23 protein-coding genes are annotated in these 22,873 nt (G+C 72.0%); 4 read left to right on the plus strand and 19 right to left on the minus strand.

The genetic code is table 11. The annotated features are described in order from the left end of the window. Window positions 1-132 precede the first annotated feature (132 nt). Window positions 133-1,464 carry an ABC transporter substrate-binding protein gene (locus FS825_RS05290; protein ID WP_144711444.1) on the plus strand — a complete coding sequence of 444 codons (1,332 nt, stop codon included), beginning with the start codon at window positions 133-135 and terminating at the stop codon, window positions 1,462-1,464. Window positions 1,465-1,608: 144 nt separating this feature from the next. Here FS825_RS05290 and rarD read toward each other — a convergent pair whose 3' ends face one another. Next, a complete protein-coding gene (gene rarD, locus FS825_RS05295) occupies window positions 1,609-2,568 on the minus strand; it encodes an EamA family transporter RarD (RefSeq protein ID WP_144711445.1) in 960 nt (319 codons plus the stop codon). A gap of 158 nt (window positions 2,569-2,726) precedes the next feature. Then, entirely contained in the window at window positions 2,727-3,023 is a 297-nt protein-coding gene (groES, locus tag FS825_RS05300; protein ID WP_071260016.1) for a co-chaperone GroES, read from the minus strand. Window positions 3,024-3,183: 160 nt separating this feature from the next. Between groES and FS825_RS05305 the strand changes: the two genes are divergently transcribed. Next, entirely contained in the window at window positions 3,184-4,380 is a 1,197-nt protein-coding gene (locus FS825_RS05305; RefSeq protein ID WP_144711446.1) for a class I SAM-dependent methyltransferase, read from the plus strand. Here the strand turns inward: FS825_RS05305 and FS825_RS18905 are convergent. From FS825_RS18905 to glmS, 11 genes are all read right to left on the minus strand, one after another. Then, a complete protein-coding gene (locus FS825_RS18905) occupies window positions 4,370-5,164 on the minus strand; it encodes a DUF4190 domain-containing protein (RefSeq protein WP_186377085.1) in 795 nt (264 codons plus the stop codon). The two genes, FS825_RS05305 and FS825_RS18905, sit on opposite strands and share 11 nt — an antisense overlap. Before the next feature lie 81 nt (window positions 5,165-5,245). Then, window positions 5,246-6,301: a tRNA (adenosine(37)-N6)-threonylcarbamoyltransferase complex transferase subunit TsaD gene (tsaD, locus tag FS825_RS05315; protein ID WP_144711448.1), complete on the minus strand. Its 1,056-nt coding sequence runs from the start codon at window positions 6,299-6,301 to the stop codon at window positions 5,246-5,248. Beyond that, on the minus strand, window positions 6,288-6,830 hold the full coding sequence (rimI, locus tag FS825_RS05320) for a ribosomal protein S18-alanine N-acetyltransferase (RefSeq protein ID WP_144711449.1): 543 nt from the start codon (window positions 6,828-6,830) through the stop codon (window positions 6,288-6,290). The genes tsaD and rimI overlap by 14 nt, the downstream gene beginning before the upstream one ends. Beyond that, the gene (tsaB, locus tag FS825_RS05325) at window positions 6,827-7,462 is read right to left on the minus strand and encodes a tRNA (adenosine(37)-N6)-threonylcarbamoyltransferase complex dimerization subunit type 1 TsaB (protein ID WP_144711450.1); all 636 of its coding nucleotides are present in this window, start codon (window positions 7,460-7,462) and stop codon (window positions 6,827-6,829) included. Before tsaB ends, rimI begins: the two co-directional genes overlap by 4 nt. A gap of 78 nt (window positions 7,463-7,540) precedes the next feature. Beyond that, window positions 7,541-8,233 carry a hypothetical protein gene (locus tag FS825_RS05330; protein ID WP_144711451.1) on the minus strand — a complete coding sequence of 231 codons (693 nt, stop codon included), beginning with the start codon at window positions 8,231-8,233 and terminating at the stop codon, window positions 7,541-7,543. Beyond that, a complete protein-coding gene (locus FS825_RS05335) occupies window positions 8,230-8,826 on the minus strand; it encodes an RNA polymerase sigma factor (protein WP_260981029.1) in 597 nt (198 codons plus the stop codon). Before FS825_RS05335 ends, FS825_RS05330 begins: the two co-directional genes overlap by 4 nt. An 80-nt stretch (window positions 8,827-8,906) precedes the next feature. Beyond that, window positions 8,907-9,419 carry a tRNA (adenosine(37)-N6)-threonylcarbamoyltransferase complex ATPase subunit type 1 TsaE gene (gene tsaE / locus FS825_RS05340; protein ID WP_395885598.1) on the minus strand — a complete coding sequence of 171 codons (513 nt, stop codon included), beginning with the start codon at window positions 9,417-9,419 and terminating at the stop codon, window positions 8,907-8,909. Beyond that, window positions 9,416-10,579, minus strand: coding sequence for an alanine racemase (gene alr / locus FS825_RS05345; RefSeq protein ID WP_222126891.1), 1,164 nt, complete (start codon window positions 10,577-10,579; stop codon window positions 9,416-9,418). The genes tsaE and alr (FS825_RS05345) overlap by 4 nt, the downstream gene beginning before the upstream one ends. Further along, complete coding sequence (gene alr / locus FS825_RS05350) at window positions 10,576-11,679, minus strand: alanine racemase (protein ID WP_144711453.1); 1,104 nt, start codon at window positions 11,677-11,679, stop codon at window positions 10,576-10,578. Before alr (FS825_RS05350) ends, alr (FS825_RS05345) begins: the two co-directional genes overlap by 4 nt. 70 nt (window positions 11,680-11,749) lie before the next feature. After that, a complete protein-coding gene (locus tag FS825_RS05355) occupies window positions 11,750-12,130 on the minus strand; it encodes a holo-ACP synthase (RefSeq protein ID WP_144711454.1) in 381 nt (126 codons plus the stop codon). 6 nt (window positions 12,131-12,136) lie between these two features. After that, on the minus strand, window positions 12,137-13,984 hold the full coding sequence (glmS, locus tag FS825_RS05360) for a glutamine--fructose-6-phosphate transaminase (isomerizing) (protein WP_144711455.1): 1,848 nt from the start codon (window positions 13,982-13,984) through the stop codon (window positions 12,137-12,139). A 70-nt stretch (window positions 13,985-14,054) separates the two neighbouring features. Here glmS and FS825_RS05365 point away from each other — a divergent pair, with 70 nt between their 5' ends. Both FS825_RS05365 and coaA read left to right on the plus strand, forming a co-directional pair. Continuing rightward, on the plus strand, window positions 14,055-14,540 hold the full coding sequence (locus FS825_RS05365) for a glutathione peroxidase (protein WP_144711456.1): 486 nt from the start codon (window positions 14,055-14,057) through the stop codon (window positions 14,538-14,540). Window positions 14,541-14,650: 110 nt separating this feature from the next. Further along, window positions 14,651-15,595: a type I pantothenate kinase gene (coaA, locus tag FS825_RS05370; RefSeq protein ID WP_144711457.1), complete on the plus strand. Its 945-nt coding sequence runs from the start codon at window positions 14,651-14,653 to the stop codon at window positions 15,593-15,595. Between the two features lie 137 nt (window positions 15,596-15,732). Here coaA and glmM read toward each other — a convergent pair whose 3' ends face one another. The 6 genes from glmM to truA form a co-directional block, all read right to left on the minus strand. Beyond that, a complete protein-coding gene (glmM, locus tag FS825_RS05375) occupies window positions 15,733-17,106 on the minus strand; it encodes a phosphoglucosamine mutase (protein ID WP_144711458.1) in 1,374 nt (457 codons plus the stop codon). Window positions 17,107-17,128: 22 nt separating this feature from the next. Next, window positions 17,129-17,614, minus strand: a complete 486-nt coding sequence (gene rpsI, locus FS825_RS05380) for a 30S ribosomal protein S9 (protein WP_144711459.1) — start codon at window positions 17,612-17,614, stop codon at window positions 17,129-17,131. A gap of 38 nt (window positions 17,615-17,652) precedes the next feature. Next, window positions 17,653-18,099: a 50S ribosomal protein L13 gene (gene rplM / locus FS825_RS05385; RefSeq protein ID WP_144711460.1), complete on the minus strand. Its 447-nt coding sequence runs from the start codon at window positions 18,097-18,099 to the stop codon at window positions 17,653-17,655. A 241-nt stretch (window positions 18,100-18,340) separates the two neighbouring features. After that, window positions 18,341-21,016 carry an ExeM/NucH family extracellular endonuclease gene (locus FS825_RS05390; RefSeq protein WP_144711461.1) on the minus strand — a complete coding sequence of 892 codons (2,676 nt, stop codon included), beginning with the start codon at window positions 21,014-21,016 and terminating at the stop codon, window positions 18,341-18,343. A 116-nt stretch (window positions 21,017-21,132) separates the two neighbouring features. Continuing rightward, window positions 21,133-21,879, minus strand: coding sequence for an MBL fold metallo-hydrolase (locus FS825_RS05395; protein ID WP_144711462.1), 747 nt, complete (start codon window positions 21,877-21,879; stop codon window positions 21,133-21,135). Further along, complete coding sequence (truA, locus tag FS825_RS05400) at window positions 21,876-22,784, minus strand: tRNA pseudouridine(38-40) synthase TruA (RefSeq protein WP_260981030.1); 909 nt, start codon at window positions 22,782-22,784, stop codon at window positions 21,876-21,878. Before truA ends, FS825_RS05395 begins: the two co-directional genes overlap by 4 nt. Between the last annotated feature and the right edge of the window lie 89 nt (window positions 22,785-22,873).

Consider the following 22,873-nt stretch of genomic DNA (forward strand, 5'->3'; position numbering starts at 1 on the left):
AACGAAACACCCAGGGGTGGACAACCGACACACATGCGAAACACATCCGCCCTAGTTTTCTCGACATCCCACGCGGGGACCCCGCGCTCGACCCGATGCGGTAGGGCTCCGCGCAGAGAAAGGGCTCCACGGATGATCAGAACCACCCGTGCCACCACGGCACTGGCAGTGGCGGGAGCGGCGGCGCTCCTGCTCGCCGCGTGTTCCACCACCAGCAGCAGCTCCCCGTCGTCGTCCGCGTCCAGCGGCACGAAGAAGGACCCCGCCGCCAGTTGCAAGGCCCCGGACACCCCGAGCACCGACGCGCTGAAGATCGGCACGATCCTCCCGCTCACGGGTTCGCTCGCGTACCTCAACCCGCCCGCCGAGTCCGGTGTCGGCCTCGCGGTGCAGGACATCAACGCGGCCGGCGGTGTCCTCGACAAGGACGTCAGCATCTCGCCCGCCACCGACTCCGGTGACAGCAACGACATGACCGTGTCGAGCTCGGCCGCGACGAAGCTCGTGAACGCGAAGGTCCCGGTCGCGATCGGCGCCGAGTCGTCCAGCGTCACGCTGAACGTCATCGACCAGCTCACCAGCAACTGCATCGTGGAGATCTCCCCCGCGAACACCGCGTCCGACCTCTCGGGCTACTCGTCGTACTACTACCGGACCGCTCCGCCGGACTCGGTGCAGGGCTCGGCCCTCGGCCAGCTCATCACCGGTGACGGCAACGCGAAGGTCGCCTTCCTCGTCTTCAACGACACGTACGGCACCGGCCTCCGCAACACCGTCCAGAAGGCCATCGAGGACTCCGGCGGGTCGGTCGTCTACGGCGCCAAGGGCAAGGGCCAGGAGTTCCCGCCCGGCCAGACGACGTTCTCGTCCGAGGTCACCGCGGCGCTCGCCACGAAGCCCGACGCCATCGTCATCCTCGCGTTCGACGAGACCAAGTCGATCATCCCCGAGCTGAAGTCCCAGAACGCCGACATGAAGACGATCTACATGTCGGACGGCAACACCGCGGACTACTCGAAGGACTTCGACAAGGGCACGCTGACCGGCGCGCAGGGCACCATCCCCGGTGCCTCGCCGAAGGACGAGTTCAAGCAGCAGCTGGCCGCGTACTACAAGAAGTCGTCGGGCAAGGACCTCGCCGACTACTCGTACGCCGCGGAGTCCTACGACGCCACGACCCTCGCCGCCCTCGCAGCGGTGAAGGGCAAGGGCACCGACTCGGGCACCATCCAGAAGAACATGGCCGCCGTGTCGGGCGCGGACGGCGGCACCGAGTGCTCGACGTTCAAGGACTGCAAGGCGATCCTCGACAAGGGTGACGACATCCACTACACGGGTCCGTCGGGCATCGGTCCGTTCGACTCGAACAACGACCCGTCGAGCGCCTACATCGGCATCTACAAGTTCGACGGCGACAACAAGCCCGTCTACCAGAGCGCCATCCAGGGCTCGGTCAAGAAGTAACACCCCGCACACCTCGTCTGGGCCCGAGTCTCGGCTGCACCAAGCCGAGACTCGGGCCCAGCGTCGTTCCTCGGGTCCGGGCGCGCGAGTCCTGTCGCGCAGAGCGAGACTCGGCACACAGCCTGGAGGCGCGGCGCGGCCCCGTCAGGCGGGCTCGACCGCGGCAGGGGCGAGCGTCCGGCGGGCCGCTCGCGCGGCGGCGAAGGAGTCCACCGTCAGGATGACCAGGGCCAGCCAGACGATCCCGAAGCCGAACCAGCGCGCGCCCGACATCGGCTCGTGCTGCACGACCACCCCGACGAGCAGCTGCATGATCGGCGCGAGGTACTGCGTCAGTCCCAGCGTGGACAGGCTCACCCGTCGCGCCGACGACGCGAACAAGAGCAACGGCACCGCGGTGGCCGGCCCGGTCAGCACCGTGACGAGGACGTGCACCCACCCCTCGCCCGCGAACGTCACACCACCGCCGAACCCGGTCACCCCGACGACCACGAGCGCGACCACCGCGATCGGCAGCAGCCAGACGGTCTCCATCGAGAGACCCGAGAGCGCGTCCACCGTGCCGCCGACGCGCTTCTTCACGAGCCCGTACAGGCCGAACGAGAACGCCAGCGCGAGGGAGATCCACGGCATCCGGCCGTACCCGATCGCGATCACGACGACCGCGACCACGCTGATGCCGACGGCCGTCCACTGCGCCGGACGGAGGCGCTCGCGGAGCACGACGACGCCGAGCGCGATCGTGACGAGCGGGTTGATGAAGTACCCGAGCGCCGCTTCGACCGTGTGGCCCGAGGTCGCCGCGGCGACGTACACCGTCCAGTTCACCAGGATGAGCACCGCGGCGAGGCCCATCACGAGCATGACCCGGCGCTGGGCGACGAGCGAGCGCGTCCGGCGCCAGGAGCGGGTCACGGCGATGGCGATCGCGCAGAACGCCAGGCCGAAGACGATCCGCCAGGACACGATCTCGAACGCGCCGGCGGGGGCCATCGCCGCGAACAGCAGCGGCATGAGTCCCCACAGCCCGTACGCGACGATCCCCTGGGCGACACCGACGGATGCCTCGCTGCGGGCCGGGCGCGCCGGACTCGGTTCACTCACGGAACCATCCTAGGAAGCCGCACCGACGGTCCGGGCCGGCACCGCGCCTCCCGGGACCACCGCGACCAGCGGGCGGATGCGTCGCGGACGCGCGAACGCCCCGCCGGCCGGAGCCGAACGGGGCGTTCGCGTGGTCTGCTGACCAGCCGGAGCTGGAGCTAGGAGACGACGACCGCGAGGACGTCGCGGGCGGAGAGGACGAGGAGGTCCTCGCCCGAGTACTTGACCTCGGTGCCGCCGTACTTGGAGTAGATGACCTTGTCACCCACGGCGACGTCCAGCGGGACGCGGTTGCCGTTGTCGTCGATGCGACCCGGTCCGACGGCGACGACCTCGCCCTCCTGGGGCTTCTCCTTCGCGGTGTCCGGGATGACCAGACCGGAAGCGGTGGTCTGCTCCGCCTCGACCTGGCGGATGACGATGCGATCCTCGAGCGGCTTGATGCTGACGGCCACGGTGACCTCTTCTTTCTCGGTACGGACTCGGTACAGATGAAAACCGGGTTGGCACTACGCACAGGAGAGTGCCAACGCCAACTCTAGGGGGCCACTGGCACTCGGTCAATCCGAGTGCCAGCACGTGTCGCACCTCTCGGCGACCTGGGAGGATCGACGGGTGGAAGCCGCCGACCTCGCCCAGCTGCTGACCCCCGAGGGGATGGACCTGCTCGACCGTACGCCGGCCGTCTCGGACGGCGGTGAGATCGTCCGGGTGGTGTCCCGTCTGCGGTCCGAAGGGCACGACCCCGGCCTCGTCGCCGCTGTGCTCACCCAGGCGAAGCTGCGGCAGAAGGCCCGCGCGAAGTTCGGCGACTTCGCCGCCCGGATGCTGTTCACCGAAGCGGGTCTCGAGCAGGCGACCCGGCTGCAGGTCGCCGCGCAGCACGCCGGACGCTTCGCCGCGGCCGGGATCACCCGGGTCGCGGACCTGGGCTGCGGCATCGGCGGGGACGCCATGGCGATGGCCGCGCTCGACCTCGACGTCACCGCGGTGGACCGCGACGAGGTGACGGCCGCCGTCGCCACCCACAACCTGTCACCGTGGCCGGACGCTCGCGTGGAGCTCGGCGACGCCGCGGCGTTCGACCTGTCCCGGGTCGACGGCGTCTGGATGGACCCGGCACGCCGGACCTCCGGGCACTCGGACACCCGTCGCCTGGCCGACCCGGACGACTGGTCGCCGTCGCTCGACACCGTGTTCGCCGCCGCGACGACCACCCCGACCGGCGTGAAGCTCGGGCCGGGGGTCGACCGCGACCTCATCCCGGACGGTGCCGAGGCGCAGTGGACCTCCGTCGACCGGGAGGTCGTCGAGCTCGCCCTGTGGTTCGGGCCGCTCGCCCGACCGGGCATCGGGCGCGCCGCGACCGTCGTCGGTCCGCACGGGATCGCCGAACTCGTCGGGGCCGCCGACGCCGAGGACGTCGAGGTCGGACCGCTCGGCGAGTACCTCTACGAACCCGACGGGGCCGTCATCCGCGCCCGGCTGATCGGCGACCTTGCCCGGTCGCTCGACGGTCGGATGCTCTCGGACGGGATCGCGTACGTCACCGCGGACCGCGCGGTGACGACGCCGTTCGCCCAGGGGTTCCGGGTCCTCGACACGCTGCCGCTCGACGTGAAGCAGCTCGCCGCACGACTCGCTGCCGACGGCGTCGGGACGGTCGAGATCAAGAAGCGCGGCGTCGACGTCGACCCCGCGCAGTTCCGGAAGCGCCTCCGGCTGCGCGGGGGCAGCGGGCACGCGACCCTCGTGCTCACCCGCGTCGCGGGACGGCACACCGCCGTCCTGTGCGAGCGGCTCAGCCGATGAAGGCGCCCGAGTCCGTCCCGTAGTCGTAGTCGTGCGAGTACGAGCTCCCGATGGTGCCCAGCCACACGAGGCCGATGATCCAGAGGATCCAGAAGCCGGTCATCACCCACCCGGCGATGATGCCGGTGAGTGCGAGCCCGCGGCCGCCCTCGCCGTTCTCCTTGATCTTCCCCAGGGCGATGTGGCCGAGGATCGCACCGGCCGGGCCGAGCAGGATCGCCATGAAGAAGAGCGGGACGGCGCCGAGGCCGAACACGATCGACAGGACGGCGAGCGTGTTCGTCTTGGGGCGCTGGGCGTAGGGCTGGTACCCGGCGCCCGAGTAGCCGGGCGCTGCGTAGGGGTTCTGCGGTGCTGCGTAGGGGTTCTGGGCGTACTGGTTCTGCGGCGCGGCGTACGGGTTCTGGGGTGCGGCGTACGGGTTGTGGGGTGCGGCGTACGGGTTCTGCGGCTGCCCCGGAGCGGCGTACGGGTTCTGCTGGTGGCTCGGAGCGGCGTACGGGTTCTGCTGCTGGTTCGGCGCGCCGTACGGGTTGTGCTGCTGGGCCGGTGCCGCGTACGGGTTCTGCGGTGCGGTCTGCCCCTCCGACACGCCCTGCGCAGCGGCACCCTGGCCGGACTGCGCCCACGGGTCCGAAGCGGCCGTCCCCTGCGGCGTGTGCGGTGCCTCCGGCGCGGACCCGCCGTACTGTCCGGCCCCCGGCTCCTGCGGCTGCCCGCCCACGGACGCGTCGCGACCCGGGTCCGTCTCGCCGGGCTTCGGCCACTGGTTCTGATCGGACACCGTCCACCCCTCTCGGCACCGGGTTCGTCGGCGCCCTGTGAATCCTCCCACACACGCCGACAGCCGGTGCGGGAGCGGTGGTCACACCTGGACGGTCGTCACCGGCAGGGTCGAGTCGGCCGCGATCCCGAGGTCGCTCGGCGCGTGCCCCTCGGCCACCAGCCGGGCCCCGATCGCGGCGATCATCGCCCCGTTGTCGGTGCAGAGGTCGAACGGCGGGATCCGCAGCTCGACGCCCGCCGCCGCGCACCGTTCGGCCGCGACCTGCCGCAGTCGGGCGTTCGCGACGACCCCGCCGCCGAGGAGCAGCCGGTGCACCCCGGTGTCCGCGCAGGCCCGGAGCGCCTTCGTGAGGAGCACGTCGACCACCGCTTCGCGGAAGCTCGCCGCGACGTCGGCGACCGGGACCTCGCGCCCTTCGTCGCGGCAGCGCTCGACCCACCGTGCGACGGCGGTCTTCAGCCCGGAGAACGAGAAGTCGTACCGGTGCGCCGCCATGTCCTTCGGCAGCGTCAGTCCGCGGGGGAACCGGATCGCCGTCGGGTCGCCGTCCGCCGCGGCCCGGTCGATCTGCGGCCCGCCGGGGTACGGCAGTCCGAGGAGCCGCGCGACCTTGTCGAACGCCTCGCCCGCGGCGTCGTCGATCGTCTCGCCGAGGAGCTCCACGTCGCCGACCAGGTCGCGCACGAGCAGCAGGGACGTGTGCCCGCCGGACACGAGCAGCGCCACGGTCGGCAGTTCGATCGCGCTGCCGTCGGCACGGAGGACGTCCGCCCCGACGTGCCCGACGAGGTGGTTCACGCCGTACAGCGGCTTGCCGGTGGCCACGGCGAGCGCCTTCGCTGCGCCGACGCCGACCATGAGCGCGCCCGCGAGTCCGGGGCCGGCGGTCACCGCGACGGCGTCGAGCTCGTCGAGCGTCACGCCGGCCTGTGCCAGTGCCGCCTCGAGCGTCGGCGTCATCGCCTCGAGGTGGGCTCGAGCGGCGACCTCGGGGACCACGCCGCCGTAGCGCGCGTGCTCCTCCATGCTCGACGCGATGACGTTGGCGAGCAGGGTGCTCCCCCGCACGATGCCGACGCCGGTCTCGTCGCAGCTCGTCTCGATGCCGAGCACCAGCGGTTCAGTCGTGCTCATCGAGGGCCTCCTGCCCGATCGGGCCGGGCCGACCGGCAGCCGATGTGTCCGCGGGCTCCAGCGACGCCCGCATCACCCACGCGTCGACGCCGTCCGGCTGGTAGTAGCGGGGGCGGACCGCGATCCGCTCGAAGCCGAACGCCGTGTACATCGCCTGCGCGACCGGGTTGTCCGCCCGGACCTCGAGGAACACCTCGTGCACGCCGCGACGCCGTGCTTCGTCGAGGAGCTCGGTGAACAGCTCCCGGCCGACGCCCTTCCCGCGCTGCTCAGCCGCCACGGCGATGGTCTGGACGTCGGCGACGGGGTTCCCCGCGAGCGAGGAGAGCCCGGCGTACCCGACGATCGTCGGGGCGCCGACGTCGGTCGTCTCCACGACGACGTAGTACCCGTGCGGCGAGTACAGCTCGCCGGACATCTGCGAGCGCGACCAGGCATCGGTCGGGAACGACGTGTGCTCGAGCCACATCACGTCGTCGAGGTCCTGCGGGTGGGCGCGCCGCAGGCGCAGCCCGTCGGGCAGGGTCACTGCTTCACCCGCTTCGGCGCACCGGGCACGGTGACGTCGGGATCGCGGAGGTAGAGGGGCGTGTCCTGGGCGAAGGACGCGCCGGAGGCGAGCCGGTCCGCGGCGAGCGCGCCGAGCCTCCAGGCCGGGATGGACGTGACGGTGACGCGGTCCCAGCCCACCGCATCGGGCCTGGAGGCGCGGATCGCCTCGTCCAGGTCCGCCGGCTTGGCGAGTCCCGGGCCCGCGACCCGCGTGCCGGTCTGGTCGTACCCGCTCCAGTAGACCTCGCGCCGGCGGGCGTCCGTCAGGACGACGAACGGGCCCTCCAGGCCGGAGGCGCGTTGGTCGGCGGCGACCGCGTCGTGGCTGACGAGCGGGAGGAACGGGACGCCTCGTGCCGCGGCGAACGTGCGGGCGGCGGCGATGCCGACGCGGAGGCCGGTGAACGGGCCGGGGCCAATGCCGGCGACGACCCCGGTGACGTCCGCTGCGGTGATGCCGGCGGCGTCGAGGACCTCGGCGAGGAAGGGGCCGACCACCTCGGCGTGGCGGCGGCTGTCCTCGGTGTCACGGGTGGCCAGGGCCTGCCGGGTCTGCGGGTCGACGACGGCGACGGACGTCCCGGCGGAGGTGTCGATCGCGAGCAGCACCCGTCCATCGTAGGCGCGTCACCGCTCCTGGCCCGCCTCGGACGGGAGCGCCCCCCACAGCCGCTCCCGTCCGTGGGGTCATCCGCCCGATCCGGTCACCGTGAACCGGAGGTCGGGCGACGACCCCGACCCGTGACCGACGGTGGACCCGTCCGCGCTGACGAACGCCGCGCTGGCGGCGAGCCGGAACGTCAGCGTCTGCGGCGGTGCGATCAAGGTCGTGGTGCTCCACCGCCCGTCCGCACCGACGACGACCTGCGGCTGCCAGGGCTGGCCGATCTCCTCCGGGATCGTGCAGGCCGGCGGCGCGAGGGTGCAGTACTCGGTCAGGTACACGTGCGACCCCGGCGAGCCCGTGCCGGCGATCGTGATCGTGCCGCCGGGGGTGGTCGCCCCGTCGGTCGGACTCACGATGACGGGCACCGCCGGCACCGGCAGCTGCGTCGGCGTCGGGTCCGCGGCGGGCGGTGTCGTCCGGGGAGTCGTCGGTTCCTCGGTGGGGACGATCGGCGACCCCACCGGCGTGGACGACTGCGGTGCGGGGGCGCTGGTCGGCGCAGCCGGGGCGTGGGCTCTCGGCCCGAACAGCTCGGGGTGCGCGGCGGCGAGCGCGTACCCTCCACCGCCGAGTGCGAGCAGGCCGGCCACCACGATCGCGACGGCGACGAGGAACCGGCGGAGCGGGCTCCGGGAGGCGGCCGCCGCGACCTCGTCACGGAGGACCGTGCGGATCGCCGCGTCTCGTTGCGGGTCGAACCGGACGTCGTTCATCGTGCTCCCTCCTTCGACGTGAGGTCGTGCAGTGGATCGGGCCCGGCCGGCGACCCGCCGAGCCGGTCGGCCAGGCGCCGCTTCGCGCGGGAGAGGCGGGACTTCACGGTGCCGACCGGGACGCCCATGGCCGCGGCGGCCGCCTGCATCGGCAGCTCGCCGACGACGCAGAGGACGAGGACCTCACGGTCCGACGGACGCAACGCGGCGAGCGCGCGTCGCACCGCCGACCGTTCCGGGCCGGAGTCGACGTCCTCGAACGCCTCCTCCGCGTCGGCGCGCACCGGGGCGAGCGACGCGATGCGCTCCATCGCCGCGCGGTGCCGGCGGGCAGCCCGTGCGACGTTCCGGACGACGTTGTTCGTGGTCACGAGCAGCCACGGCAGCACCGATCCGTCGACGATCCGGACGTCCGCGCGGCGCCGCCAGGCTTCGAGGAACACCAGCGCGGTGACGTCCTCCGCCTCGATCCGGGAGCGCAGCAGGCGTGCGGCCTGTCCGAACACTCGGTCGCGGTGTCGGTCGTACACCCGCTCGTAGGCGCGCGCGTCGCCGTTCCGCGCTGCGCGCCACAGTCCTTCGTCGTCGTCCACCGTGTGCTTCCCCGTTCCGATCCCTTTCCCAGCTGGTGTCCGGTGGTGGCCGATCGGTTCCGACGGGGTCCGTCCGGCGGTCAGAGCCGGGCGTCGGCCCATCGGGGTCCGGTCGCGGTGACGACCACGCGGCGGGGCTCGTCGGGGACGTCGTCCGGGTCGGCATCGGCGTCGAGGGCGTCCGCGCCGGCGCCGGTCGCACGGGTGATCTCGACGTCGAGCACGCTGTCCGAGATGCCGTCGACGAAGCCGCGGCCCCATTCCACGACCACGATCGAGGCGTCCCAGTCGAGGTCGAGGTCGTCGAGCTCCACCGGGTCGGACAGCCGGTAGGCGTCGACGTGCACGAGGTCGGGGCCGGCGGTCGTCGGGTGGGTCCGGGCGAGCACGAACGTCGGGCTCGACACCTGGCCCCGGGCACCGAGCGCCGCACCGAGCCCACGGGTGAGCGTGGTCTTGCCGGCGCCGAGCGGGCCGGTGAGCACGACGAGGTCGCCGGCGCGCAGGACCGCGGCGAGCCGGGCGCCGAGCGCACCCATCGCGTCGGTGGTCGCGACCGTGGTGTCGAGGAGGACCCGGGGCTGCTCCGTCACGGCCGCTCGCCTCGGAGGTACTCGGCGACGTGCCCCTCGACGCGGTGTCCCTCGTAGACCCGGGGCACGCGGCTGCCGATCCGGCAGACGATCTCCTCACCGATGGTGCCGAGCGCGTCGCCCCACTCGAGGACGGTCATCTCGTCGTGCTCGCCGGTGCCGAACAGCACGACGGCGTCGCCGATCCGGACGTCGTCGTCACCGACGTCGACGAGGAACTGGTCCATCGCGACGCGGCCGGCGATCGGGTAGCGCTTGCCGCCGATCGCCACCTCGATCCGGCCCTGCGCCAGGCGCGGCACACCGTCCGCGTACCCGACCGGCACGAGCGCGAGCGTGGTCTCGGTCGTCGTGCGGTACGTGTAGTCGTAGGAGACGCCGGTGTCGACGGGGACCCGCTTGGTCTTGGCGACCGAGGCGGTCAGCGTCATCACGGGTTCCAGGCCGAGGTCGGCCGCCGAGACGCCGTCGGCACCGGGGATCCCGAACAGGTTCGCGCCCATCCGGACCATGTCCTTGCGGAACTCCTTGCGCTCGAGCCCGGCGAGCGACGCGGCCACGTGCTCCATCGGGATGTCGAGGCCGAGCTCGTCCGCTCGCTCGACGGCGTCGTCGAACAGCGCCACGGCCGAGGCGTCGTCGTCGTCCGAGGCCTCCGCGAGGTGCGTGTAAGCGGCGACGACCTCGATCCGGCCGGCGCGCTGGGCGTCCTGGGCGAGCGACACGAGCGCGGGCCAGTCGTCCGGGGTCGCGCCGTCGCGGTGCAGCCCGGAGTCGAACCCGAGGTGCACGCGCGCCGGGCGCTGGTCGACGGCGTCGATCACCCGCTGCAGCTCCGGCACGTTCGACACCCCGAGGTCCACCGCCGAGTCGACGGCGTCGCGGAAGTCGAGCGCGGGGTCGTGCTGCCACGTGAAGAGGTGCACGTCCTCACCGACGCCGATCGACCGGAGCCGCAGCGCCGCCGGGACCGTGAGCACGCCGATCCAGCGGATGCCGGCGTCGACCGCTGCCAGGGCGATCGGCTCGAGGCCGTGCCCGTACGCATCGGCCTTCATGATCGCCATGAGCTCGACCGGGTCCATCCACTCGCGGACCAGGTCGAGGTTGGCGCGGTAGGCGTCGAGGTCGATCTCGGCCCGGCGCAGCGGCGCGTTCACGTCGTCCTCCGTTCCACGCTGCGGCCGATCCGTGCGACCACCTCGTAGTTGATCGTCCCGACGGCCGCCGCCCAGTCCTCCACCGCGGGGTCGCCGTTCGCGGGGTCGCCCCAGAGCACCGCCTCGTCGCCGGTCCGGACGTCGGCGTCACCGATGTCGACGTGCATGGCGTTCATCGCGACGCGGCCCACGACCGGGAAGGTCCGGTCCCCGATGCGGACGGAGACGCGGTTGCCGAAGTCGCGGTCGAAGCCGTCCGCGTACCCGAGGCCGATGACCGCGAGCGTGGTGTCCTCCGTCGCCCGCCACGTGTACCCGTAGCTGACGCCCTCCCCCGCGCGCACCGGCACCGTGCGGAGCACCGCGGCCGTCACGCGCATCGCGGGCCGGAGACCGAGGTCGGCCGACGTGCGGTCCGGGAACGGGCTCAGGCCGTACAGGGCCAGCCCCACCCGGGCGACGTCGTGCCGGGTCTCCGGGACGGCGAGGCTCGCCGCGCTGGCGGCCAGGTGCACCATGTCGGGCACGATGCCGTTCGCCGCGAGGCCGTCGAGCGCGCGCTGCAGTGCGGCGTCCTGGTCGAGGTCGTCCGAGCGGGACGCGTTCGACAGGTGGGACATGAGTCCTTCGATGCGGGTGCGGTTGCCGCCGCGGGCCAGCCGTCCGGCCGTGGCGAAGAGCTCGGCCCACTCGGACTCGACCGCACCGTTCCGGCTGAGGCCCGTGTCGACGCAGACGTGTACGGCCGGTACGTCGGAGTCGGCGGCCGCGGACAGCTGGTCGACGCTCGAGACCGCCGGGGTGATGCCGTGGCGGGCAGCGCGGCGGAAGTCCTCGTCGGGGGCGTGCAGCCAGGCGAGGATCCGGACGCCCTCGTCGATGCCCGCGTGCCGGAGCGCGATGCCCTCGTCGATGTCGGCGACGCCGAGCCACTCCGCGCCGGCGTCCACGAACGCGCGCGCGGCCTCGGCCGCGCCGTGGCCGTACCCGTTCGCCTTGACGACCGCGATGACGCCGGACGGGGCCACCTGTTCGGCGACCGTCGCGTAGTTGGCGATGAGCGCCTCCCGGTCGAGGGTGATGCCGGTGAACGCGCTCACGACGCGACCCCCTCGGCGATCAGCGACAGAACCGTCGTCCGACGGTCGAGGGTGATGCCGGTGAACGCGCTCAACTGACTTCCCCTGTTCCTTCGATGACCACGAACGCCGTCGCGATCCCGCCGTCGTGCGACAACGACAGGTGCACGTTCGTCACCCCGCGCGCATCCGCCACGTCCCGCGCCGATCGCTGCAGCGTCAACGACGGGTTCCGCTGGTCGTCGGAGACGACCTCGAGGTCCTGCCAGCTCAACCCCGCACTCGACCCGAAGGCCTTGATGAGCGCTTCCTTCGCGGCGAACCGTGCCGCGAGCGACGCGATCGGACGGGGCTCCCCGTCACGGACGAGCTCCCCCGGGGTGAACAACCGCGTGCGCATCGCGGGCGTCCGGGTGAGCACCCGTTCGAACCGTTCCAGGTCGACCACGTCGACACCGATGCCGATGATCATCGCCGACTACTCGACGGTGACCGACTTCGCGAGGTTGCGCGGCTGGTCGACGTCGAGGCCCTTGGCCGCGGCGAGCTCCATGCCGAACATGTGCAGCGGCGCGACCGCGAGCAGCGGCTCGAACAGCGGCGTCGCGAGGGGGATGCGCAGGACCTCGTCCGCGAAGGGCAGCACGGCGGCGTCGCCTTCTTCGGCGATGGCGATCACCCGGGCGCCGCGGGCGCGGATCTCCTGGATGTTCGACACGACCTTCGGGTGCAGCGACCGCGGGTCACGCGGGGACGGCACGATCACGAAGACGATCTGGCCGGGCTCGATCAGGGCGATCGGCCCGTGCTTCAGCTCACCGGCGGCGAAGCCCTCGGCGTGGATGTACGCGAGCTCCTTGAGCTTGAGCGCACCCTCGAGCGCGATCGGGTAGCCGACGTGGCGACCGAGGAACAGGACGCTGCGCGTGTCCGCCATCCAGCGGGCGAGGTCCTTGATGCCGGACGCGTCGTCGATCGTCTGCTGGAGCTTCGGGGCGAGCCCCTCGAGCTCGGCGACCTGCTCGGCGATCTGCTCGGCCGTGAGCGTACCCCGCAGCGTGGCGAGGTGCAGCCCGAGCAGGTACAGCGCGACGCCCTGCGCGATGAACGCCTTCGTCGAGGCCACGGCGACCTCCGGTCCGGCGTGCGTGTAGATCACCGCGTCGGACTCGCGGGGGATGGTGGCGCCCTGGGTGTTGCAGATCGACAGGACCTGCGCGCCCTGCTCACGCGCGTACTTGACGGCCATGAGCGTGTCCATCGTCTCGCCCGACTGGCTGATCGAGACGACGAGCGTGCGCTCGTCCAGCACGGGGTCGCGGTAGCGGAACTCGTGGGCGAGCTCGACCTCGACCGGGACGCGGGCCCACTGCTCGATGGCGTACTTGCCGAGGATGCCGGCGTACGCCGCGGTGCCGCAGGCGATCACGATCACGCGGTCGACGGTCGCGAGGCGGTCGGCGATCGGGTCGAGGTCGGTCAGGGTCACGGCACCGTCGTGCACGCGGCCGAGGATCGTCTTCGCGACGGCCTCGGGCTCCTCGCTGATCTCCTTCGCCATGAAGGAGGTCCACCCGCCCTTGTCGGCGGCGGAGGCGTCCCAGTTCACCTCGAACTCGGCCGGCGACGCCGGGGTGCCGTCGAAGTGGATGACGTCCACGCCGTCCGGGCGGATCGTGGCGATCTCGTCCTGCCCGATCGCGAGGGCGCGCTGCGTGTACGCGACGAACGCGGCGACGTCCGAGCCCATGAAGTTCTCGCCGTCGCCGAGCCCCACCACGAGCGGGGAGTTGCGACGGGCGCCGACGACGACCCCCGGCTGGTCGGCGTGCACGACGAGGAGCGTGAACGCACCCTCGAGCCGCTGCACGGCCTGCTGCATCGCGCTCGTCAGGTCCCCGGTGGCACGGAAGGAACGGGCGACGAGGTGCGCGGCGACCTCGGAGTCGGTCTCGCTGAGGAACTCGACGCCTTCGGCGACGAGTTCGTCCCGCAACGAGGAGAAGTTCTCGATGATGCCGTTGTGGATGAGGGCGAGCTTGCCGCCGTCCGCCAGGTGCGGGTGCGCGTTGCCGTCGGTCGGGCCACCGTGGGTCGCCCAGCGGGTGTGGCCGATCCCGGTCCCGCCGTCGGCGATCGGGTGCGACTCGAGCTCGTCGACGAGGGCCTGCAGCTTGCCCGCCTTCTTCGCGGAGGCGAGTTCCTGCGATCCGTCCACGACGGCGATGCCCGCCGAGTCGTAGCCGCGGTACTCGAGCCGACGCAGACCACCGAGAAGGACGTCCTGGCTGCTGTTGCTGCCGACGTAGCCCACGATTCCACACATGGCGTCGATCCTACGGTCTGCCTGACCGCCGACCCTGCGAAGCGGCAGGGCTGGGGATAACGTTTGGGACATGGGACGGTTCGACGACATCGCGATCACGACACTCCACGGCGAGGAGACCACCTTCGGCGCGTTCTCGGACAAGGCGGTGCTCGTGGTGAACGTCGCGTCGCGCTGTGGCCTCGCGCCGCAGTACGAGCAGCTCGAGGCGCTCCAGAAGGAGTACGGCCCGCGCGGGTTCACGGTCCTCGGGTTCCCGAGCAACCAGTTCCTGCAGGAGCTCGGCACGTCCGAGGCGATCGACGAGTACTGCTCCACCACGTGGGGCGTCACGTTCCCGATGTCCGAGAAGGTCAAGGTGAACGGCAAGAGCGCCCACCCGCTCTACCAGGCGCTCAAGGAGACCCCGGACGCCGACGGCAAGGCCGGCCGGGTCAGCTGGAACTTCGAGAAGTTCCTCGTCGCGCCCGACGGCTCGGTCACGCGCTTCCGTCCGACCACGAAGCCGGACGCGCCGCAGGTCATCGCGGCGATCGAGTCCGCGCTCCCCGCCTGACGACGCGCGGTCGCGTCCGCGACGTGCGCGCGGTGGTCGGACGGGAGGCGCGGCTGACGTGCGCCGGTCTGCTCACGTGATCCGCGCCTCCCGTCTGTACGCTCGTGCCCATGCCGATCACGGAAGCACCCGTCGCGCACCCGACCCCCTTCGTGGAGATCCCACGGGGTGAGTGGTCGCAGCTCGCACCGAAGGAGCACCTCTCCCTCACCGAGACCGAGATCGTGCAGCTGCGCGGCCTCGGTGACCGCCTCGACATGCAGGAGGTGCAGGAGGTCTACCTCCCCCTCTCCCGCCTGCTGACGCTGTACGCGGCCGGTGCGCGGAACCTGCACGCCGAGACGAGCCGGTTCCTCGGCGAGCGGGCCGGACGCACCCCGTTCGTGATCGGTGTCGCCGGGTCGGTCGCGGTCGGGAAGTCCACGGTCGCCCGTCTGCTGCGTGAGCTGACGAAGCGATGGCCGGACACGCCCCGCGTCGAGCTCGTGACGACCGACGGGTTCCTGTACCCGAACGCCGAGCTCGAGCGCCGCGGGATCATGGACCGCAAGGGCTTCCCGGAGTCGTACGACCGTCGTTCGCTGCTGCGGTTCGTGAGCCAGGTGAAGAGCGGGGCGGCGGAGGTGCGGGCGCCGTACTACTCACACCTCGTGTACGACATCGTGCCCGATGCCGAGATCGTCGTGCGGCAGCCGGACATCCTCATCGTCGAGGGCCTCAACGTCCTGGCGCCGCCGGTGCACGGGCGGCTCGCGCTCTCCGACCTGTTCGACTTCACGATCTACGTGGACGCGAAGACGAAGGACATCGAGTCCTGGTACGTCGACCGGTTCCTGGCCCTGCAGGAGGAGGCGTTCGCGAGCCCGGACTCCTTCTTCCACCGGTTCGCGTCGCTCTCCCGCTCGGACGCGGTGGAGACGGCCACCCAGGTGTGGCGGGCGATCAACGAGCCGAACCTGCTCGAGAACGTGTTGCCGACGCGCTCCCGGGCGACCCTCGTGCTCAAGAAGGGCGCGAACCACAAGGTGAACTCGGTGCTGCTCCGCAAGATCTAGCGCGGGCGGGCGGGGCGGGCCCTGCCGGAACCAGGTTCCGGACACCACACCGCGAAGATGCGCGGTGCTGTGTCCGGAACCTGGTTCACGCAACCGCGACGACGACCGACGCGGGCGGCCGGGCGCGGCCGCCCGCGCTACGCGGCGTCGAGCGCCAGCCGCTCCGACACGACCGCGGCCAGCTCGTCGGCCACGCGCTGCGCGGTCTCCTGCGACGCCGCCTCGACCATGACCCGCACGACCGGCTCCGTGCCGGACGGCCGGAGCAGCACCCGCCCGGTGTCCCCGAGCTCGGCGGACGCGGCGGCGATGGCGTCCTGCACGCCCTGGTCGGCCAGCCCGTGGCGATCGACCCCACGGACGTTCTGCAGCACCTGCGGGAACACGGTCATGCACGCGGCGAGCTCGGCGAGGGACTTGCCCGTCCGGGCCATCTCCGCCACGAGGTGCAGGCCCGTGAGGACCCCGTCGCCCGTCGTCGCGTACTCGTTGAAGATGACGTGGCCGGACTGTTCGCCGCCGAGCGAGAACCCGCCCTCGTTCATCTTCTCGAGGACGTAGCGGTCACCCACCGCGGTCTGCTCGACCGTGATGCCGGCGTCCGTCATCGCGCGGATGAGCCCGAGGTTCGACATGACCGTCGCGACGAGGGTGTCGTGCGCGAGGTGTCCGCGTTCCTTGAGCGACAGCGCCAGGATCGCCATGATCTGGTCGCCGTCCACCGCGTTGCCCTCGGCGTCCACGGCCAGGCAGCGGTCCGCGTCGCCGTCGTGGGCGATCCCGACGTCCGCGCCGGCAGCGAGCACCGCGCGGGCGAGGTTGTCGATGTGCGTCGACCCGACGCCGTCGTTGATGTTGATGCCGTCCGGTTCCGCGCCGATCAGCGTGACCTTCGCACCGGCGTTCACGAACACCTCGGGCGAGACACCAGCGGCGGCACCGTTCGCGCAGTCGAGCACGACGTGCAGGCCGTCGAGCCGGTGCGGCAGCGTGCCGAGCAGGTGGACGACGTAGCGGTCCTCGGCGTCGGCGAACCGGGTGATCCGGCCGACGTCGCCACCGGTGGGGGTCGGCGCGGAGTGGTCGTGCATGGCCGCTTCGATGCGGTCCTCGACCTCGTCCGGGAGCTTCCGGCCGCCGGCGGCGAAGAACTTGATCCCGTTGTCGGGGGCGGGGTTGTGCGACGCAGAGATCATCACGCCGAAGTCGGCGTCGATGTCCGCGACGAGGAACGCCGCAGCAGGGGTGGGGATGACCCCGGCGTCGAGCACGTCGACGCCGGCGGAGGCGAGCCCGGCCGCGACCGCGGCACCGAGGAACTCGCCGGAGACGCGCGGGTCGCGCGCCAGGACCGCGCGCGGGCGCGGTCGACCGGACGCCCGACGGGCGTCCGCGTGGTGTCCGTGTGTGAGGACGGCCGCGCTCGCCTGGGCAAGACCCAGTGCGAGCGCGGCCGTCAGCTCGCCGTTGGCGAGACCACGAACCCCGTCGGTACCGAACAGACGCGGCATGGCGATCGTCAGCCGGTGGCGACTAGCGCTTCGAGAACTGCGACGCCTTGCGGGCCTTCTTGAGACCGGCCTTCTTGCGCTCGATGACGCGGGCGTCACGGGTGAGGAAGCCAGCCTTCTTGAGGGCGGCGCGGTTGTTCTCGCGGTCGATCTCGTTCAGGGTGCGGGCGATGGCGAGGCGGAGCGCGCCGGCCTGACCCGAGGGGCCGCCACCGGTGATGCGGGCGACGACGTCGTACGAGCCGAGGAGCTCGAGGACCTTGAACGGGTCGTTGATGAGCTGCTGGTGCAGCTTGTTCGGGAAGTAGTCCTCCAGCGTGCGGCCGTTCACGACGAACGTGCCCGTCCCGGGGACGAGGCGAACGCGCGCGATGGCCTCCTTGCGGCGCCCGACGGCACCGCCGGAGACGTTGAGGATCTGACGGGGAGCGGCCTCGGCAGCGACGGGTGCGCTCTCCGTGGTGAAGCTCTCCGGGGTCTGGTCGAGGGAGTCAGCGATCTGAGCCATGAGTGTTTCCTGTGTCCTTGAAGTCGTCGTGGCCGGAACTACTGTGCGACCTGGTCGAAGGCGTACGCCTTGGGCTGCTGGGCGGAGTGGGGGTGCTCGGCGCCCGCGTAGACCTTGAGCTTCTTGAGCTGCTCGCGACCGAGGGTGTTCTTCGGCAGCATGCCGCGGATCGCCTTCTCGACGGCGCGGGTCGGGTGCTTCTCGAGCATCTCCGGGTAGGAGGTCGCCGTGAGGCCGCCCGGGTAGCCCGAGTGGCGGTAGTAGACCTTCTTGGCGAGCTTGGAGCCGGTGAGGGCGACCTTGTCCGCGTTCACGATGATGACGTAGTCACCCATGTCCATGTGCTGGGCGAAGGTGGCCTTGTGCTTGCCGCGCAGGAGCGCCGCGGCGTGGGTGGCGAGACGGCCGAGGACGACGTCGGTCGCGTCGATGACGATCCAGTCGTGCTGGACGTCTGCCGGCTTCGGGGAGAACGTACGAGTCACAGGAGTGCTGCTTTCGTGTCGAGGTGAGGAGTCCGTGAATCCCGCTCCGGTGGGTGTTCCCGCGGGCGATGCCTGCTGGAACTGCCCGGTGGAGGGCTCATCTGACTGTCCGGCGCACGGGGCGCGCAGACCAAGGTGAGAGCCTACCGGACGCGGCTCGCGTTGTCGAACGCGCGACAGGACGGACGGGAGGCGCGGTGCCGGCTGGCACCGCGCCTCCCGTCCGTCACGAGGACGTCCGTCAGCCGAACAGGCTCCGCAACCACGCGATCAACGCGGCGAGCGCCGCGAGTGCGTCCGCCACCGGGTGACCGCCGTGACCGGGACCGCCGTGGCCCGGGTTCCCCTGCCCGGGGTCGCCGACGCCGGGCAGGTCGATGCCGACCAGGATCGGGTCGTGGTCGCTCGCGCGGTACACGTCGTCGCGGTACAGGTCGGTGACGTTGTAGTCGTAGCGGCTGTACTCCAGGCCGACCGACTCGACCGAGTTGATGTTCCAGATGTCCACGCCGGTGACGGTCCGGAGTGCGGCCTTCGAGGCGAAGACGTGGTCGAGCGAGCCGCTCAGCCCGTCGAACACGTAGGACCACTCGGACGGGTCCTTCGTCGGCCCGAGGTCGGTGTACCCGGCGTCGTCGAGGACCTTCACCGGGTCCTCCTGGCTGTAGGCGTTGAAGTCGCCGAGCATGAACACCTTGTCGGTGCCGGCCTGCCGCTGCTGAGCGGCCGAGAAGGCCACGAGCGCCTTCGACTGCGCGACGCGGGAGGCGTTCGACGCACCCTGCCCGTCGCCCTGGTCCGCGTCAGCACCCTCGCCCGACCCCTTCGACTTGAAGTGGTTCGCGATGACGAGGAACGTGTCCTGCCCGCTCGGCTTCTGCGACCCCTTGCCCGGCTTCTTCACCACGGGCGCGAAGGCCTGGGCGAGCGGCTGTCGGGCGTTGGCGAAGGCGGTGGAGTCGAGGATCGTCGATCCACCGACGGGCTGCACGCGGTCCTTCTTGTAGATGAGCGCCAGGCGGATGACGTCCTCGCTGGCCGGGGTCTTCGCCGGCGACTTCGCGTACGCCCAGGTGTCCTTGCCGGTGGCCGCGTTGAGCGCGGCGACGAGCGTGGCCACGGCCGCGTCGCGGTCCTTGCCGAAGCGTGCGGAGTTCTCGATCTCCTCGAGGGAGACGACGTCGGCGCCGAGGCCGTTGATGGCCTTGACGATCTTCACCTGCTGCCGGGCCAGGTCGTCCGCGTTCGCCGCACCACGGGCGTCGCAGCCGCCGCGCACCGTCACGGGGTCGCCGTCGCGGTCCGTGTAGTACGTGCAGCCGGTGAGCTGGTCGCCGGTCGTCGGGAAGTAGTTCAGGACGTTGAAGCCGGCGAGCCGGACGTCGCCGCCGACGTTCTCCGGCGCGGTGGTCCGCACGTTCGAGAACGCCGTCGGCAGGTCCGCCGCCGGGGTCGCACCGGTGATCGGCGCGGTGGGCTGGAACTTCCACGCGTCGTTGCGGTAGTCGAGGACGACCGGCTTCCGGAACGTCGCAGCAGCGCCGACGGTCACCGGCCCCTGGGTGAGCCAGGACACCGGGATCGACTGGTTCGCGGCACTGAGGAAGTTCGTGCTCGCACCGTCGTCGAGCACCACCGTCCGTGCCGCGTTGTCGGCGACCACCGCGGCCGCTTCGGCGCTGCCAGGACGAGCGACCTCGGTGGGCTGGAGGAGACGCTGCTTGCCACTGGCCAGCACGACCTCGCCGTACTGGTTCGTCGTGTAGTCGTCGGCGACCGTGTAGTCACCCTGCGGGGCGACGAGCATGCTCTCGAGCGACTCGCGCTGCGCGTCCGTCCGCGGGAGGGTGATCGTGGCCGGGACCGGCTGCACGACGCCGTCCTTCGGCAGCTGCTCCAGGCCCGCGGCCGACGGGACCGTCAGCTCGGTGAGGCCGTTGAACTCGGACACCGTGCCGGTGAGCCGGACCGCGTCGCCGACCGTGACGTTCGCCGCGGTGGCTGCCGAGTAGACGAACACGGCGTCGGAGGCGGTGTGCTTCGCCAGGACGAGCGCCCCGCCGGTGCCGGCGGTCTGGACCGTGTAGCCGTTGAAGCCGCCCGTGGCGTAGACCGCCGTGACGACGCCGTCGGTGCGGACGGTCCCGCCGACGTACGGGGAGGCGTCGCCGGTGCCCTGCAGCTGCGCGATGGTGACCTGCTCGGCCGGTGTCCCGGGGTCGGTCGGGTCAGTTGGATCCGTCGGATCCGTCGGGTCCGTCGGCTGCGTGGTCTCGCCCGCCGCGTTCTCCGGCGTGACCGACGACGTGACCGTGAAGTCCGCGGCGTTCGAGTCGGTGTCGGTCGTGCCCTGGCGGGTCAGCGCGTCCGGGACCGCGTTCGCGCTGCCAGCCGTGGCGACCGCGGTCTCGAACGTGTTCGAGGTGCCGTACCCGAGCAGGTCGACGACGCCCGGTGTGCCCGTGGTGACCGCGCCGGCGGGCAGCGACAGCGCGGTCGCCTGGTCGGCGAGCACGAGGGTGCCCGTGGAGCCGGAGGGGTTCAGGCCGGTGACGGCGTCGGGCTCCGGGAGCGCCTGGCCGTTCGTGCCGTTCGACCCCATCTGCACGAGGTAGGTGCCGTGCGCGGGGACGGAGCCGCTGAGCTTGCCCACCGCGGGGGCACCGGTGCTCGTGGCGGCGCGGTACTGCACCGACCAGCCGTCGACGCTGACGGCGGTGTCGGTGGGGTTGCCGAGTTCGACGAACTTGTTCGTGAACGGCTGGTTCGCGCTGCCGCCCTTGAGGTAGGCCTCCTCGATGACGAGCCCGGTGCCGGTGGGGTTCGCGCTGGCAGTGGAGACGGAGACGAGTGGGGCGGCGACGAGCGCGGCGGCAGCGGTGGCGCACAGCAGAGTGCGCCCGACGGATCTGTGCATGGTCGCACGCTACCGACCTGCGGGGGCCCTCAGGTTTCCGGCTGGTGAACGATCCGTTCCACCCCCGGTCGGGGGCGGTGGGCGGAGGCCGGAACGCTCGCAGCGGGCCGCGCCCGTCAGGAACCGACCGGCACCCACTCCCGCCCCACCCGGTGCACCGCCGGCCCGTGCCCCGGCAGCAGGATCTCCGGCACCGGCAACGCCCGGGCACTCTCGACCGCCCGCTCCTGGTCCGCCGTGAAGAACGACGTGATCATCCGCGGCCGCGGCGACCACGACCTCGGCTGCGTGTCGTGCCGCGACACGATCGCGTCCCCCGTGACGATCGCGTTCGCCGCGGGCAGCAGGTACGCCGTGGACCCGTCCGTGTGCCCGTCCGCCGGCAGCGGCGAGATCGCCCGCCCGGCGAAGTCCGCCGCGGTGAACGCCCGCGCGGACGGGACCTCGGTGGGCCGGAGCGCGTCCGACCGGATCGCCCGGGCGAGCCACCGGAGCACCCGCGGGGACGCCAGCCGCCCGCCGATCTCCGCCGGGGTGACCTGCTGCCGCGCGGGCCCTCGGACGTTGTCGAGCTCGTCGGCGTGCGCGAGCACCTCGACGTGCGGGTACCGCGCGAGGATGCCAGGGATGCCGCCGACGTGGTCGACGTGCCCGTGCGTGACGTACACGCGGCGGAGGTCGTCGAGGTCGTGCCCGGCGTACCGGACGGTGTCGAGCACGAGGTCGGCGTCCGCGGGGTACCCGGCGTCGATCAGCGCGACGCCGTCCTCCTCGGCGAGGACGACCCAGTTCGACACGGGCCCCTCGACGAACACGACCCCCGGAGCGACGGAGACGACGGACCGGGCTTCGCGGGAGTTCATCCCCCGACGGTACCGCCGCCGTCCGGCGTTCCCCGCCGTGCCCGGGTCTGCGTCGCCCGCTCGGCGAGTTCCTCGTCCGCCGGGTACCCGACCTCGGTCAGGGTCAGGCCCTTCGCGGGAGCGACCTTGAACTCGCTGGTGCGGGTCTCCGCGAGACGCAGCTCCTCGAGGCGCTCGGCGTCGAAGCGGCCCTCGCCGACGGCGATGGTCGCCCCGACCATGGCCCGCACCATGGAGTGGCAGAAGGCGTCGGCCCGGAGGCGCGCCACCAGTACCCCGTCCGGCTCGCGGTCCCAGCGGAACTCCTGCAACGTCCGGATGGTCGTCGCTCCCTCGCGCGGCTTGCAGAACGTCGCGAAGTCGTGCAACCCCAACAACCGCAGCGCACCGCGCTCCATCGCCGCCGGGTCCAGACGCGCCGGGTACCACACGGTGTGCCCGCGACGACGTGGATCGCGGGGGGCGTCGGCGTCAGCGACCCGGTACGTGTAGCGCCGCCAGAGCGGGGAGAACCGGGCGTCGAACCCGTCGGGCGCGACCGATGCCCGGGTGACGACGACGTCCCCGTCGGGGGCGGCGATGCCGTTCACGCGCCGCACGAGCCCGTCGAACGGCGAGCGTCCGGGGCCGGATCCGGCCTTCGCGGTGAGCGCTCCCCACTGCGACGCGGTCAGGTCGAGGTGCGCGACCTGCCCGGTGGCGTGCACGCCGGCGTCGGTGCGGCCGGCGACGGTGAGGAGCGGCGGTTCGCCCCAGCGGGTGAAGACGGTGGCGAGCGCGGTCTCGAGCGCGCCCTGCACGGTGCGGAGTCCGGGTTGCCTGGCCCACCCGGAGAACGCCGACCCGTCGTACGCGATGTCCAGCCGGAGCCGCACGTCCGACTGCGGCACGCCCGTCTCACTCACACCCCCACGCTAGCGGTGTCAGCGCCACGTCAGTGCCGCGTGAGCGGCCCGCGGCACGATCGACCTCGACATCGGCGAACCGCGTCGAG

The organism is Curtobacterium pusillum, assembly GCF_007680845.1.
In the GTDB taxonomy this organism is placed as follows: Bacteria; Actinomycetota; Actinomycetes; order Actinomycetales; family Microbacteriaceae; genus Curtobacterium; species Curtobacterium pusillum_B.

Excerpts from the sequence above, each read along its gene's own strand:
- FS825_RS05290 (WP_144711444.1), top strand. The coding sequence starts at position 133 with ATGATCAGAACCACCCGTGCCACCACGGCACTGGCAGTGGCGGGAGCG.
- tsaD (WP_144711448.1), bottom strand. The coding sequence starts at position 6,301 with ATGAGCACGACTGAACCGCTGGTGCTCGGCATCGAGACGAGCTGCGAC.
- FS825_RS05330 (WP_144711451.1), bottom strand. The coding sequence starts at position 8,233 with ATGAACGACGTCCGGTTCGACCCGCAACGAGACGCGGCGATCCGCACG.
- FS825_RS05355 (WP_144711454.1), bottom strand. The coding sequence starts at position 12,130 with ATGATCATCGGCATCGGTGTCGACGTGGTCGACCTGGAACGGTTCGAA.
- glmS (WP_144711455.1), bottom strand. The coding sequence starts at position 13,984 with ATGTGTGGAATCGTGGGCTACGTCGGCAGCAACAGCAGCCAGGACGTC.
- FS825_RS05365 (WP_144711456.1), top strand. The coding sequence starts at position 14,055 with ATGGGACGGTTCGACGACATCGCGATCACGACACTCCACGGCGAGGAG.
- coaA (WP_144711457.1), top strand. The coding sequence starts at position 14,651 with ATGCCGATCACGGAAGCACCCGTCGCGCACCCGACCCCCTTCGTGGAG.
- glmM (WP_144711458.1), bottom strand. The coding sequence starts at position 17,106 with ATGCCGCGTCTGTTCGGTACCGACGGGGTTCGTGGTCTCGCCAACGGC.
- rpsI (WP_144711459.1), bottom strand. The coding sequence starts at position 17,614 with ATGGCTCAGATCGCTGACTCCCTCGACCAGACCCCGGAGAGCTTCACC.
- FS825_RS05390 (WP_144711461.1), bottom strand. The coding sequence starts at position 21,016 with ATGCACAGATCCGTCGGGCGCACTCTGCTGTGCGCCACCGCTGCCGCC.
- FS825_RS05395 (WP_144711462.1), bottom strand. The coding sequence starts at position 21,879 with ATGAACTCCCGCGAAGCCCGGTCCGTCGTCTCCGTCGCTCCGGGGGTC.